Annotated in this window: 16 protein-coding genes; 13 read left to right on the plus strand and 3 right to left on the minus strand. The window is 48.6% G+C overall.

Annotated features, from left to right (window positions below):
- The first annotated feature begins 4 nt into the window (after window positions 1-4).
- From gspH to ACCI49_RS14095, 9 genes are all read left to right on the plus strand, one after another.
- Window positions 5-595, plus strand: a complete 591-nt coding sequence (gene gspH, locus ACCI49_RS14055; protein WP_371839653.1) for a type II secretion system minor pseudopilin GspH — start codon at window positions 5-7, stop codon at window positions 593-595.
- Complete coding sequence (gene gspI / locus ACCI49_RS14060; protein WP_371839654.1) at window positions 585-968, plus strand: type II secretion system minor pseudopilin GspI; 384 nt, start codon at window positions 585-587, stop codon at window positions 966-968. The genes gspH and gspI overlap by 11 nt, the downstream gene beginning before the upstream one ends.
- Before the next feature lie 5 nt (window positions 969-973).
- Window positions 974-1726, plus strand: coding sequence for a type II secretion system minor pseudopilin GspJ (gene gspJ, locus ACCI49_RS14065; RefSeq protein WP_371839655.1), 753 nt, complete (start codon window positions 974-976; stop codon window positions 1724-1726).
- 3 nt (window positions 1727-1729) lie between these two features.
- Window positions 1730-2728 (plus strand): type II secretion system minor pseudopilin GspK, encoded by a 999-nt coding sequence (gene gspK, locus ACCI49_RS14070; protein ID WP_371839657.1) that lies wholly within the window; start codon window positions 1730-1732, stop codon window positions 2726-2728.
- Window positions 2729-2741: 13 nt separating this feature from the next.
- Window positions 2742-4076 carry a type II secretion system protein GspL gene (gene gspL / locus ACCI49_RS14075; RefSeq protein ID WP_371839658.1) on the plus strand — a complete coding sequence of 445 codons (1335 nt, stop codon included), beginning with the start codon at window positions 2742-2744 and terminating at the stop codon, window positions 4074-4076.
- 45 nt (window positions 4077-4121) lie between these two features.
- Window positions 4122-4607, plus strand: a complete 486-nt coding sequence (locus ACCI49_RS14080; protein ID WP_371839659.1) for a type II secretion system protein M — start codon at window positions 4122-4124, stop codon at window positions 4605-4607.
- A gap of 221 nt (window positions 4608-4828) precedes the next feature.
- Window positions 4829-5101 (plus strand): hypothetical protein, encoded by a 273-nt coding sequence (locus tag ACCI49_RS14085; protein ID WP_020412888.1) that lies wholly within the window; start codon window positions 4829-4831, stop codon window positions 5099-5101.
- Window positions 5102-5210: 109 nt separating this feature from the next.
- Complete coding sequence (locus tag ACCI49_RS14090; RefSeq protein WP_371839660.1) at window positions 5211-5414, plus strand: DUF2788 domain-containing protein; 204 nt, start codon at window positions 5211-5213, stop codon at window positions 5412-5414.
- Window positions 5415-5459: 45 nt separating this feature from the next.
- Window positions 5460-7670, plus strand: a complete 2211-nt coding sequence (locus ACCI49_RS14095; protein ID WP_371839661.1) for a hybrid sensor histidine kinase/response regulator — start codon at window positions 5460-5462, stop codon at window positions 7668-7670.
- A 74-nt stretch (window positions 7671-7744) separates the two neighbouring features.
- Here ACCI49_RS14095 and ACCI49_RS14100 read toward each other — a convergent pair whose 3' ends face one another.
- Window positions 7745-8221, minus strand: coding sequence for a hypothetical protein (locus ACCI49_RS14100; protein ID WP_371839662.1), 477 nt, complete (start codon window positions 8219-8221; stop codon window positions 7745-7747).
- A gap of 15 nt (window positions 8222-8236) precedes the next feature.
- On the opposite strand from ACCI49_RS14100, the gene ACCI49_RS14105 reads away from it, so the two are divergent.
- Window positions 8237-8371: a hypothetical protein gene (locus ACCI49_RS14105; protein ID WP_371839663.1), complete on the plus strand. Its 135-nt coding sequence runs from the start codon at window positions 8237-8239 to the stop codon at window positions 8369-8371.
- 1 nt (window position 8372) lies between these two features.
- On the opposite strand, the gene ACCI49_RS14110 is transcribed toward ACCI49_RS14105, so the two are convergent.
- Window positions 8373-8936, minus strand: a complete 564-nt coding sequence (locus ACCI49_RS14110) for a hypothetical protein (RefSeq protein WP_371839664.1) — start codon at window positions 8934-8936, stop codon at window positions 8373-8375.
- A gap of 83 nt (window positions 8937-9019) precedes the next feature.
- Window positions 9020-9250: a PALP domain-containing protein gene (locus tag ACCI49_RS14115; RefSeq protein WP_371839665.1), complete on the minus strand. Its 231-nt coding sequence runs from the start codon at window positions 9248-9250 to the stop codon at window positions 9020-9022.
- A 1437-nt stretch (window positions 9251-10687) separates the two neighbouring features.
- Between ACCI49_RS14115 and ACCI49_RS14120 the strand changes: the two genes are divergently transcribed.
- The 3 genes from ACCI49_RS14120 to ACCI49_RS14130 are packed head-to-tail and all read left to right on the plus strand — an operon-like array spanning window position 10688 to window position 13379.
- Window positions 10688-11410: a class I SAM-dependent methyltransferase gene (locus ACCI49_RS14120; RefSeq protein WP_371839666.1), complete on the plus strand. Its 723-nt coding sequence runs from the start codon at window positions 10688-10690 to the stop codon at window positions 11408-11410.
- Entirely contained in the window at window positions 11407-12063 is a 657-nt protein-coding gene (locus ACCI49_RS14125; RefSeq protein WP_371839667.1) for a class I SAM-dependent methyltransferase, read from the plus strand. Before ACCI49_RS14120 ends, ACCI49_RS14125 begins: the two co-directional genes overlap by 4 nt.
- A complete protein-coding gene (locus ACCI49_RS14130; protein ID WP_371839668.1) occupies window positions 12060-13379 on the plus strand; it encodes a B12-binding domain-containing radical SAM protein in 1320 nt (439 codons plus the stop codon). Before ACCI49_RS14125 ends, ACCI49_RS14130 begins: the two co-directional genes overlap by 4 nt.
- The last annotated feature ends 337 nt before the right edge of the window (window positions 13380-13716 follow it).

Genomic DNA, 13716 nt, shown 5'->3' on the forward strand with positions numbered 1-13716 from the left:
CCTGATGTACAGGCGACTTACGCAAAAGAGACTCACGCGCAATCGCGGTTTCACCCTGGTTGAGATCCTGGTGGTGATTGTGATTATTGCCACGCTCGCCGGGATGGCCATTATGTCCCTGGGCAGTTCCGGTGCGCGAGTTTGGGAAGGGGAGGTACAGCGCCTTTCCGCACTATTGCAACTGGTCGCCGATCGCGCTCTGATTGATAAGGCTCACTACGGAGTGGTGCTGGAGCCAGAGTCTTATACCGTAGTGCGTTTCGATCCTACCACTTTGACTTGGCAGGAGCCTGATGCTGCAGCAGTCGGTAATCGCGGCCAGCGTTTTGCGGCCCACGAGTTTCCGCCCAATGTGCGCCTTGAAGTTATTGCCGAAGCGGAACTGCCCTCGACGGAATCCACTGAGTTTGCTGAAGAGGAGAACTCAATTGAAGAGAGCGCCAAACCTCAATTTGTCGCGCTTTCCAGTGGGGAAGTCCTTCCGGTGGAGTTAGCTGTTTATCTGGTTGAGGATGGCGATTTTGCTCGGGGCGCTACGATTTCCTATAACAGCCTATACGGCCTGCAACTAGAGTGGCAGGCCGATGAATTTTAATCACAAGCGCTTCACTTCCCAGGGTGGATTCACCTTGGTGGAGGTGCTGGTTGCGCTGGTGATCTTTGGGGTCATTGCCGCTAGTGTATTGCAGGCCATGCAGCGCAGTGTCCGCCAGCAGCGGATTATGGAAGAGCGACTCGCCGCCAACTGGGTGGCACAGCAAATACTATCCCAAGTGCGCCTGCAGACTCCCTGGCCTCCGCTGGGTGAGAAAAAGGAAGAGGTCAGTTTTGCTCAACGGGAGTGGGAAGTAACCGCTCGAGTGGAAGCGACCAGTGAAGAGCGCCTGCGGCATATTGTTATCGAGGTGGGCTATCCCGAAGCTGAAAATCCGACCCTGACATTGGATGCTTGGGCGGCGCAGGAGTAACTGGAATGACGACCCACCAATTAGATCGCCAGTCTGGCTTTACTCTTGTCGAAGTACTGGTTGTGCTGGTGCTGGTAGCCATTATCAGTGTTGGCTCTTTTTCCCTGCTGGATGTTTTTAGGGGCACTGACCATGCCGTGGAGCAGCGCGCTGAGGAATTGCGCCGTTTCTCAATGGCCCTATACCGCTTGGAAGATGACCTGCGCCAGCTGACGGCGAGGCCCATCAAAAATGCCTATAGCGGTTATGAAGCGGCGTTGCGCGGTGATGAGGATGAATTTGAATTTACTCGTCTGGGTGCCGCCAATTTAACCAATGAGCCTCGAGGTGAACTGCAACGGCTCGGATATAGCATCGGCTACCCGGAAACAGATGAGCGTGACTCTTTCGCTCAGGAAGAGGACTCAGGTGCGTTGCTTCTGCGTAGTCGCTGGCAGGTCCTGGATCGTGGGCCCGACTCGGAGCCCACTGTTGAGCCTTTGATGACGGGGGTCGAGAGCCTCTCTCTGCGCTACTTCGACCCGGAAACCGAAGCCTGGGTTATCCAGTGGCCTCCAGTCGGTACTACAGCATCATCCAATAGTGCCGATAACCGGCTACCGAAGGCCATTGAGTTCATACTGCTCACTCGGCAGTATGGTGAAATCCGTAGAGTATTCCCATTCCCCACGGCTGAATTCACTTCTACCCCAAGCACCCCAGGTGGGCCGAACGACCCTGGCGGCAGCCCCGATGACGAAGATGATGAGCGGAGATAAGCCGTGAAAACTCTTGGCCATCAACAGGGTGTCGCACTGATTACGGTATTGTTGGTAATGGTAATAGCCATTGCCCTGGTCTCCCATGCCATTACGCGGGATCAAATTGCAATTAATCGCAGTGGCGCACTACTAGCCAACACTCAGTTGGCTGAGTTTGTCGAGGGTGCTGAGGCCTGGAGCAGGTTGGCTCTACTCAAAGATTATGAGGAAGATAAGGAGGCGACAGAGCCAGCGGACCACATGCTGGAAGCCTGGGCCTCGCCGGCACTGCAGTTCAATCCGGATAATGGAAAAATCCGAATAAATATCAAAGACTTACATTCATGTTTTAATGTGAATAATCTCGTTGATAGCTCTGCTAATGATCAGTTGGAAATATTTCGTAGGCTGGTGGGTAATGTCACCGGAAAATCAGACTTGGCGGTGACTATCGCCGATTGGGTTGATGACAACGATACTCCGCGCTCTTCGGCAACAGAGGATGACGGTTATCTGGGCGGAGAGGTTGCTCACCGTACCCCCGATACCCTGATTACTGATATTTCCGAACTGTCTTCAGTGCAGGGAATCGAAGTAGAGGATTGGCAGAAACTTGCCCCTTTCCTCTGCGCATTGCCAGAAAGTGATACGAAAATTAACATCAATTTCGCTTCTCAGGAGCTAATTGAGGCAGTAGACCCTTCGGCGAGTGTCGCCAAGCTGGAGCAGTTCCGTGAATCCGGAGGTATCCTGAGCGATTCAGGAGATCTATCGTCGTACAACATCACCAAGACAACCCACTTTGATTTCCATAGCCAGCACTTTTTGGCGCGCATTGCTGTCCAATTGGGGGATGGCCTCGACTATCGCCAGTACTGGGAAACTTCACTGTGGCTCGACGAAAGTGGTGATGGAGCAGTGAAAGTGGTACAGCGCCAGCGCCGTACTTTCTCCGGTGCAATGATGCAGGAGCTACTCGACTATGACGGCACCGCAGAAGAAAGTGAAGATAGTAGGTAGTCAATAAGATCGTATGTTTAAAAAGAAAAGCCTGAATGAAATCGGCATGCCTGCGGCTCCACCAAAGCCCTCGCTGGTGCTACTTAGACTCACAGAGAGTGCTGATAAAGCGCTGACTCTACACCAGTGGCTGGACGGTTTATGGCAGCTGGTGGCGCTGGATGATGAGTTTATTTCAGCCTTCAACCCCAAACATGAAACAACAGCTACCTCTGGTGAAGCTCCGGTCCTAACTTTTGCCGAAGACGCTAAGGCCCTGCTTCTATTGCCGGGTAACTGGGTTTGGAGTGGGGTCGAAGCCATTCCTAAGGCGGCACGACGCCAGACTAACGCCATCGGTTACATGGTGGAAGAGCACCTGGCGGAAGACGTTGAGGACCTGCACTTTATCTGTACTCCGAAGGAAGGTGACCTCTGTAGTGTTTATGCGATTGCCAGGGAGAAAATGTCGGCCCTGCATAGCCAGGTAGAACGATTAAATTGGCCGTTGGTTGCCGCTGTTGCGGAATACCAGTTGCTGGGGATGTTTGAGAGCGACTTATCCCTTTGGCTAGATGGGCAGCAGGCCCATATCTGGCAGGAGAGCGGGCAGGGGCTCTCTGTTCGCCGTGAATACCTCCAGTCAATGCTCAGTTCATTAATGGGTGGCAGTGAGCCGGTGGAGGAGTCGGAAGGGGATGGCGAAGAACCTGAGGAAAAAGAACTTCTGCTGCTAGGTGCAGGTGAAAATGATGGGTTGATCGTCGGTGAACTCGAGACGCTATTCGGCGAGCACTTGCAGCGCAACCAGCGGGCTCCGGAAGAGGTGTTCCTGGAGCGCTACAAGCCGGGCAAGCTGAGTAATTTACTGAGTGGCGATTACCAACTCTCCGGTGGAGAAGGAGAGGGTGTCTGGTGGCTGAAACCGGCAAAAGTCGCTGCATTTTGCTTTGCCGCTCAACTGCTGTTCTTTGTCGGCGCTGGGGCCTATTTCCAATGGCAGGCGGAGCAGGCCGAAGAACAGGCTCGTATTATGTTTACGGAATTGTTCCCCAATACCCGCCCCTCGGCGCAGTTGCGCCGACAGCTCGATGGTTTTCTTAAAAATGCGGGTAATCAAGGCGGTGCTTTTACTACGCAGATGCAGCAATTGAGTAAGGTCTGGACAGAGCAGAGAGGTAAGGAGCTCAAGTTACAATCCCTGCGCTTTGATGGGCAGCGTGGCGAAATGGTCCTGCAGCTGCAGGCTTCCAACCTGTCCGAACTGGATACCTTTGTGAGTAAATTATCCGGTAATGGTTTGCGTGCAGATTTGCTCGGTGCAAATGAGTTAAAAAAAGGTGTATCGGGGCGGGTTCGTGTGCGCTGATGGCGACATGCTTAAAAGTATAAAAAGTTTGGAAGTTATTGAAGCATGAAAGAGCAAATCGAACAGTGGAAGCAAAAGTGGCAAGCGCTGTCTTCTAGTGACCAGCGTGCGCTTTTACTCCTGGGTTTGTTTGTCGGCGGGCTATTCATAGTCTATGGCTTGTATAGCCCGGCAAAGGGGTTCTTTGATGAGTCCCGTATTCGCGCTGAGGAGGCAAGTGAGCTGGTTCAGTGGATGGAGTCCCAGCGTCCGGTATTGGCGCGTATCAAGCCCAACAGTGGACCTGGCAAGGCATCCGGAACTCTCTTGCAAAGGGTGACCACTGCGGCAAAGAGTAACCAGATCGCCATTAAACGCTTTGAACCCGAGGGGGATAACCGAATTCGCCTCTGGATTGAGGAAGTTCGCTACCAGGATCTGCAACCTTGGCTAAACCAACTGATAAAAGAGCAGCTTGGTGTGCGCACTATTAACCTGGATGCTCTGCCAGAGCAGGGTATGGTCTCCGCACGCCTGACAATTGAAGGTTGATCCTATAGCCGCCCCTAAAAATAGCCGGTTGCCAACGGCTCCTAGGGGCGCAGCTTCCCTTTAACCTGCTCTACACAGCTTGCCAAGGGTGAAACAGTACACATCGACCCCGTCCTCCAATATGAGATGCCCTTGGGTATCACCGCGTCTATTCACAGATTCCGTAGGAAATGCCGCCAAAAGCCCTATACTAAAATCAGAAAGAGGAAAAGGGTGCCACTATGCTTTTTAAAGACGTAACCACCAAGCATTTGGTCGAAGTGGCCGATGTTGTTACGCTTTCCAATCCTTATGAGTTAACAGTGGTTGGCCGCTATCTGTGGGGTGAAGAGATCCAGGATCCTGAAGTTTTTGACAAAACAGATCTTTGCTTCCTGTCCGGTGAGCCACTCCCACGGTGCTGGCATGATAGTCGCTACCGGGAGAAAGAGGTGCGCCGCCTGCGTTGCGGCACTCATGCCCAAGAGGATGGAGACTACTATCAGGGGGCATGAATGGGCAGTCATACGCAAATGGTACGCTGTTCGACTGTATTTTGCCAAGCCTTACCTACGGCCCATAAGCACTGTACAATGCGCGCCAAATTTTTGAGCGAAGAGCCGCATGACGTTCGAGCAGTTTGAAGAGTACTCCCTATGGTTGGGCATTGGCGCACTTATCCTGTTTATGGTGTTTATTGTTTGGAATCTGGCTAAGGAGTCTAAGGCGGGGAGGTTCGGGACCTTTATCCTGTTTCTTGCTCTGGGCCTGGGGTTGCTCGGATTTATTATAAAAACGGTACTCGTTGAAGTACTTGGGATAGGCTAGGGGGCTTTATGTCACCGAATACTCAGTGTTCCAGGGAAGATCGAAATGCCACTATTTGATCGCCCTGAACTGAAGGTGCAGAAAGACAGACGTATCTGTCGCGCCACCGATATGCGTATCGCCAAGTACAGTCGGCGCGGCATGCTGCTCTCCCTGTGTGCTTTTTTGATTGCCGCCACGATTGGCGATATGCGTCTTGAGGCACCGCGCTTGCTACTGATTCTGGGGGGTGGATTGGTAGTGCTTACCCTGCTTAGAGGGTACTACGTATTCCGCTTTGACTCGCTCTATAGTGCAGGACCGAACCGCTGGCGAGATCATTATTTCTTCGTCTCCATTCTTGGCTCTATCTGGTGGGGCGTGACCCTATTCTACTTTGTCTATCTGATGGGGTTTGCACCGGAGACGCATTTTCTGTGGATTTACTCGGTGATTTTTTGTTCCAGCGTCACCACAGTATTTTCCCCATATCATCGCTTCCTCACTTGGTTTACTGCTACCTCTCTGTTGCCCGCGGCGTTAATGGCACTCTTTTCAGGAATGATCCTCGGTACAATTTACGGCACCCTGACTTTGGCATTTATCTGGTTGACTGCACACCAGGGGCGGCGTGAATCGGAAAATTACTGGGAGCGATTGTCGGCAATGCAAGAGTTGCAACAGCGCGCCAGCAGCCTTGCAGCGGCACGTAAGCATTCTGAAGCTGCCGTTGAATTGACTAATGAGTTTATCGTCAATATTGGCCAGGAATTTCGCAGCCAGCTGTCTGATGCCCTTGGCGCGCTCTCTCTCCTGGAGGCGGAGCCTTTAAGCGAGCGCCAGCGTGAGTGGGTGGAATTGGCCAAGACTGCTGGCAGCCAACAACTCAAGCTGGTAGACAATGTAGGACTGTTTACCCGTGTGGCACGCAAGGACATTCGTTTACGTCAGGGGCCATTTAACCTGGTTAAAACTATTGAAAAGTCCTTTAAATTTGCCGCACGTGCGGCCCACGGCCAGGACCTTGAATTTAATTTTCAGATTGATGACACCCTGCCGGTGATGGTTACTGGGGACAACCGCAAAGTCGCTCAGCTTATCCGTAACTTAGTGGATTCAGCAACGGGTATTGCCCAACGCGGTGAACTTTGGGGGGAGGTGGGTTTTACGCCAATCACCTCAGTGGAAGGACAGCTGAATATTACCCTGATGGATGATGGGCGTGGCGAGATTCTCCCTGATGAGAGCGAGCTGTTCGGCGCTTTCTCGCGGATGGATACCACTCAAGTAACAACCGGTCTTGGACTCTCTATCGCCAAAGGCTTGGCGGAAGCAATGGGTGGCTATCTGCAGTTGCACTCCACTCCCGATGGCAATCGCTATCAGGTGGTGATCAAGTTCAGTATGGAGCCTAACCAGCGTACTTATCTCTCCCCCGATCGGCGCCTGCAGGACAGTGAAGTCCTAATGATTCACCAAAAAGGTTTGTTTATCTCCGGGCTGGTCCAGGTGCTGCGCTCATTTGGCATGGATGTTAAATCCCTGCGCTGGTGCGAAGGCTGCGAATGTGAAGTCCAGAAGCTGCTAAAACAGGCGTTAGAACGCAACCAGTTGGTGATCCTGGTGCCTGCTATGGGGGATGAAACCCTTTTTAATTCCATATCTCCTTATTTGTATAAGGCTCATACTGAAGGCAGGGAGTGCCCCGTGATTTGTTTGGGCGGATTTGGTCAGAAGTCCCAATTTACCCAATTGCACAATGCAGTTCCTTCCGCTCTATATTTGGGCCGTCCGGTAACGCGCAAGGAGTTGCATGATGTCATAGTGGAACGACTCTTTGGGGGAGCCAAAAAGAGCACTCGCCGTGTTATTACCGGTGGTGCGGACCAACCACGTCAGTACACCTTACTGCTAGTGGAGGAGTCCCGACCGCACCAGTGGGTAACCGAGGAAATGCTACAGGCACTTGGCTACAAGGTAGATATCGCCGGTAATGGAGATGAGGCGCTATTGCGTCTCTCCGAGGGACACTACGATCTGGTTCTGGTGGATTGCCAGCAAAATACGGATCACAGTGCTGAGATTATTGAGAGATTGCGTCGCTGGGAGACGGAGCATCTACCTGATGATCGCCTGCCTATCGTTGCGCTCACCAGTACTACTGAAGAGCAGTTTGAGGGGCGTTGCTTGGCGGCAGGGATGGATGATTATCTGACCAAACCTTTAAGCAAGGATCTGCTCCGTGAGACCTTGGCCCGTTGGCTCGGTAGTTCATAAATCTCAATTTCAGTGTTGGTATAGCTGAGAAGGGTATAGAGAAGCCGCAGCATTTGCCGCGGCTTTTTTGATGGTTAGAATTCGTAACGGATACCCATACGTGGACTCCACCGGGAAGCGTCGCTAACTCGAGTTTGACCAGGCGGGTCGTTAAATTCGTTAAAGACATAGCGGCCTTGATCATCGATGCTTGCATCCACTGCAGCCTGATAGCGAGGGAAGGCGCCTTCGTACATTACGCCCCAATCGTCATTTAGCAGATTGCCCAGGTTTTCGATAACTAAGTAGGCGTTGACCTTGTCTTCTGCCCTCCAGCCGGGTAGTTCCTGATCTATGCGCAAATCAAACTTGGTCCACCAATCACTGGCGAGAGCGTTACGCTCCATGGTGCCGCTATCCAGGTCTTCGGAATCCACCCAGGCGAAGAGGGTGTCGGTATCGAAGTCATCACTGAAAACGACATTTGCATCGTCTAGGCCTGCAGGCACATAGAGGAGACCTCGCCCCCTGCTACCATCCCCAAAAATGTAGCCGGAGAAATCGCTTGGCACTACCTAAATCCACAAGTGGCCACCGAGGTAGAAACCCTGCTAAAAAAAGTAGGGGAACCTCACTTGGCTGAGTCTACAGTCTGGGCGGACCGTATCCGCTCTGATGAACAGTACAATTGGTCTGCCCTTATGCACTACATCTTTTATTAGATCAGTAAATGGAAACGCGGAACAGGAGTTCGTTGTAGAATGCCGGGTCCTGTTCGATATATTCCAGGAAAAGTCGTGAGGTGTAATTCCCTTCTGCCAATCCGAAAAAGCCGGTCCCACCGACAATGCTGCCATCTGAACCACCACCAAGAACTAGACCGTTATCGTTAAGTGGCGGGTATAAATCCGCATCCATAAACCCGCCGCAAGCGCCTTGTTCATTGCTTACCGTATAAAGATCACCCAAGGAAAAACGGAAGATCAGAAACTCATCAAAACAAAGCGATTGAGTACCGATTCGTAGAGACTTGCTCCAGGAATACACTTCACCAATAACACGCTCAGTCACGGCACTTCTAAGCTGCAGCTTGGCGACGGCATCACACTCTTGACTGCCACACCAGGCTTGCCACTCCTTGGGAAGATCATCCACCGGAAAATCATTGGTTTCCGGCTCGCTCCTTGCAACCCATACAAGACTTATGGATGCATGGGCTGAGCCTGCCAACATGAGATTGAATAACAGAAAAAAAATTGTCCGCACTGCATACCGATATTGAAACATAGACCACTCCTGGGATTTTATTTTTGTTGAAATGAGCTTAGAAGAGGTTTTGATATATTCAACTTAGCTAATGTGTTTTTTTACTAACCTGTATCTGCCAAATCATCCGCATGAACAAACAGGGAAGGAGTGCCGCCTGTGTGCCAAAGCAGCGCAGTATCCTCGGCCGTTATAACACCCTTACAAATCATATCGATAAGGACTGCCATCCCTCTGCCGGTATAGACCGGATCGAGCAAAATACTTTCAAGCTGTGCGGTGAGTTTGATCGCTTCAACTTCCTTCTCTTCAACAACCCCGTAACTTTCTCCCACATACTACTGGGTCAGAAGGAAAGAACACTGCACTCGAAACGCGCTGTGAATACATCCCTGTAAGCTCGTAATCGGCATCCATGCCTCATACGGTCCCTAGCGCAGTGTGTTCTTTCCTTCCCGCTTTTTAGTAGCTGCCATCTGTTTCGGTAAAAATAAAATCTGCTCCCAGCACGGCGCTGAGGCTGGTTGGCTGTTGTGGCAATCCACCAGGGAGGAGCATTGGGTCCAGGAATCCCACCAGTTGGCTTATACCAAAGAAACCCAGTTGGGAGAAAAGTGCTTTCTGTATAGCAGGGGCTCAGTGGAGTTGTACTTGCAACAGGGCGGGGTTGGGGTTAGCTGCGGTGCTGAATAGGGCATTGGGTCCTGAAGTTATTAACGAGGTTAATAATTGATGCTGAGTTTACATATAATATATTGAGCAGCTTGAGTTTTTGAGGATTAGCTTAGGGTTTCAAAGGTTGAAATTTTATCTTATAATTGTGATTCAATAGCACCCCCGAACCAAATATCAAAGGCAAATGAATTTAATGGTAGTCCAGCCAGCAGACATAGCTCGAATTATTGGTGGACTTGTTATTCTGACTTCTATTGAGCATTGGCAAATCTTTTCACTAGTAGTCAGTGTTCAATCATCCCCAGTTGCCGCGGCTTTGGCATTTCTACTGTTAGTTTTGGCTGCCCTCAGCGCCATTGGCTTGCTGACATATCGGGTGTGGGGGTTTGTTATTTTTTATTTCTTTACGGTAGTCGCCACCGTTGGTTTCTCTATCCCCTTAATACCATTCGTTCTGCGCATATTTCCCATAGCCTCCAGGCCTTGGCTAATGATCGCGATTAATCTTTTATTGTTGCTGGTAGTGGCTACCCTTCATTACCAACGGCGAAAATCAAGATTTCAGAAAGACGAGCCAAGCTAGCAAGCATTTATTTAGTGAAAATCTGTATCCCGGATCAGATTCGGTATGCTCACTACCAAGGTAGGCGTCATCCAGTTCAGTGAAGCCGGAAAGCTTGAAAGTTTAGTCTCGTTTTATCATTGTCTACATGTGTTTTCTGTTTGATGCTCTTCTAGAGCTGTACTACTGGCTCAGAAGGAAAGAATACACTGCACTCGAGACTTGCTGTGAATACATCTCTGTAAGCTCGAAATCGGTATCCATGCCTCATACGGTCCAGAACGCAGTGTGTTCTTTCCTTCCCTTCCCTATTTTTAGTACCTTGTTGTGAATCGCGATCTATTCCTTTAAGAGTCAATAAGGTGGCTGAAGAGCACTTTATCATCTTGGTCTTGTTATTGATCTTCTTTAGTTTCTTACAGGCATGTATTTGACACAAATTTGATCGTTGAGTATTTGCAAAACAATATAGACTTAATGCTAATGGAATTTAGTTAGAAAGGTTTACCCGTCAAGAGATAGGAGATGTGAGGGGATGTTGGGAAATTGGGACTCGATTTGGAGTAGCCGTAAAGTACCCGTTAAAGAAGAGTTAATTGAGTTCTTGGACGAGTGCTCCTATTTGCATGAAGATGAAATGGTTTTAGATGTCGGCTGCGGAAATGGTGCCTCCGCCAAGACAATAGAAAACTATGGATATCGCGTAGTCGGGGTTGACTTATCAAAAATAGGGGTTTTAAGGGCATTGGCGGTAATTAAGCCGACGTCTAAATTAATTGTAGCCGATGCTACACTTTTGCCGATTAGAGCGCAGTCGTTTAAAGCTGCGGTTTGCCTTGGTTTGATTCAGCAAATGAAGTCAAATGGCGCATTTAATGTCTTGAGGGGGATTCATAGCGCACTTAAAGCAAGGTCACGAGCTTTGATTACCACTCGGGCTTTTGGTTGTAATATGCATGTTAAAGGGATAGTTAGAGAGCCTTGCGTCTACCGTAATGCCCAGAGGGAATGTGAAACCATGAACCTTAATGAGATGCGCTATCTTGCAGAATGTAAACCTGATTCTGTTATTAAGGGGCACTCAATGACCTTGACAGATCCAAAGTACAAAGGGCAAATAAGAAAATATTTTACGATTGGTGAGTTACAAGAGCAAGTTATTAAAGCGGGGTTCTCCAGAGTGATTAGAATCAAGAAGACTATTTTGAAAAGAAATGGTAAGTCGCGCGATAGTTTGCAGATGGTAATAGAGAAGTGAAATCAACACCAAGATATTTTTCAAACCTTGGCTCAAGAGTTTACATTGATAGCTACCCGTCAGATGTATTTAATATTTCTGAAATTCACCCTTCGATGACTTTTTGGGAGTTATGTGGAGGCGTTGGTAACGATTTATGGTATTTGCTAGATAAAGGAATTGTTTTCCCAAAAAATCTGTATTTTGTTGAAAAAGATCCTGAGCACTTTTGTAAAGCGTACGGTCGCCTGTCAAAATTTTTCAGCGATCCAAATGATCATATGATATTGGGAGATGTCAACAGGGTGAAAGGCTCACCGAATTCTTCTGATATCGTTTATATGAATAATTCTCTTCATGCTTTTTCCAATATTGAGCAGTTTGAAGGCTTGATGGCAACAGTTGTGCTTTTACTAAAACCAGGAGGATCATTTGTAGGTCGAGCATTATCATCGGATGTGGATAAGAAAATACTTGAACAAATAAGAGGTAAGGCCGGAAGAAGTTTCCATGTTGAAACTGCCGACAAGCTTATTTCTGGTAAGTTTAGGGGGGCTAGTGAGGGTGCTCTGGGTGCAATATGGAAAAAATACGGTGGGAGCAACGTGACCGTTATTACTGAAAGAGATCCAAACAAACCAACGGCCAATTTATACTTTAGGTGTATCAAGTGAAAATCCTGTTTTTATCTCCATCTGGGGCTCCTGAATTCAAGTTGAACCTTTTCCGGCGTTTTACAGAAATTGGGGAGCTGGTAGGTTACCTCTCTAGTATGGAAGGTATTGAAGTCGAGTACTTTGATGCTGTCTTAGAAGGGGCGACAAATTTCGAGATTATTGGGAAGTTTTGCGAAAAAGTGGACTTGGTAATTTTCTATACCAGGGTATCTGACGCTCCTGAAGTAGTTTATCTGGCGGGTGTGTTAAAATCTATTTCTCCGAAAACAGAGGTCTTTGTTTATGGAGATGCGACATTTTTTATCCCTCAATTCTTTGTTAGGTCTGAGATTGAGTATGTTCATCTTTCGGGAGACCCCGAATCGGCAGTCGACGGGGTACTTAAGTTGCATAGGAAGGAGGTGTTGCAATATCCGGGATTGATGGCCTTCGGAAAACCGCCTAAATCTTCCGGGCTAAATGTCTCTGCAGACAATTGGGGATGGCCTGCCCTAAGTCAATTACCTATTGACGCATATTTAAAATATTACACTGAGAAGAAAAAGGATAAACCCTTCGAGACATCATTTACCGTATCAAGGGGTTGTGGTACCAACTGCACCTATTGCCCCGTGCCTAAGAAAGAAGGGGTGAAAGATCGCCGAAGAAGTATAGATCAGGTAATTAGCTGGATTGAGCGCACTAAGCACTTTGCGGGTATGGTTAAGTTGCATACACCTGATATTGCGGGTGATCCAGGCTGGATGTCAGATTTCTCTGAAGCTATCGCCTCAATGAAATCTGCACCACAGTGGCGATCCATTGCAATTTTAAACAACTTGACTACAGATTTAATTGATTCCATTAAAGGTTCTGGATGTTGGATGATAGGCTTTGGTTTAGAGACGATGTCATTAAATCGAAAGCTAGGACCAAAAGGAGAACAGTCGCATTTAATTCGTTGTCTGAAGGCAATGTTGGATAATAAAATTATCCCTGAAGCTTTTCTGATGATTGGGTATCCAGGTCAGAAAGATAAGGATATTCGCTATATGATTTCTTTATTGAGGGATTATAATGTTGTGATTCGCCCAACAGGATTTACTCCATTTTACCGCCTTAGGAATTTGTCTGTCACCGAATTAGAGTCCTTGGACTTAAGACGCTGGGATAAAAGAACCTTTTATGATGAAAAATCAGCAAGACATATATCTAAAGACCTGTTTTACCGAGCGATTCTTAGAGACTGGGATTACGTATTATCCTCTGCGCACCAAGTTGAAGATCAAGAGATACCAACAGAAAGAGAGGTTTTATGGATGCCCGCTAATTAGAAGAAACATCAAAGATGTTCAGTAAAATTTGCGGGGGTTTAGATGGTTCTGTGACATCCGTCCTGCAAGTTACTGCCGGATAAGCGGGTTGTGACAGGCAAAGCGTTAAGGTTTGACGGTTAGTAAAAATCCGCATTCTTAGAATGCGGAATTGCCCTCGGCCCCCTAAAAGGGGGCTATTGAGCCAGTCTTCTTAGATGGATTAGTTCAGACCAAATCTGACACATCCTCTTGAAAAAGAGGGGTTTACCAGTTTTGATGAAGGTGCCTAAATCTAAAAGCAAAACCAAGGATAAACCCCATGATCCATACTAATGATCGCATCATCAAACACAAG

The organism is Microbulbifer epialgicus (assembly GCF_041447265.1).
GTDB classification, from domain to species: domain Bacteria; phylum Pseudomonadota; class Gammaproteobacteria; order Pseudomonadales; family Cellvibrionaceae; genus Microbulbifer; species Microbulbifer epialgicus.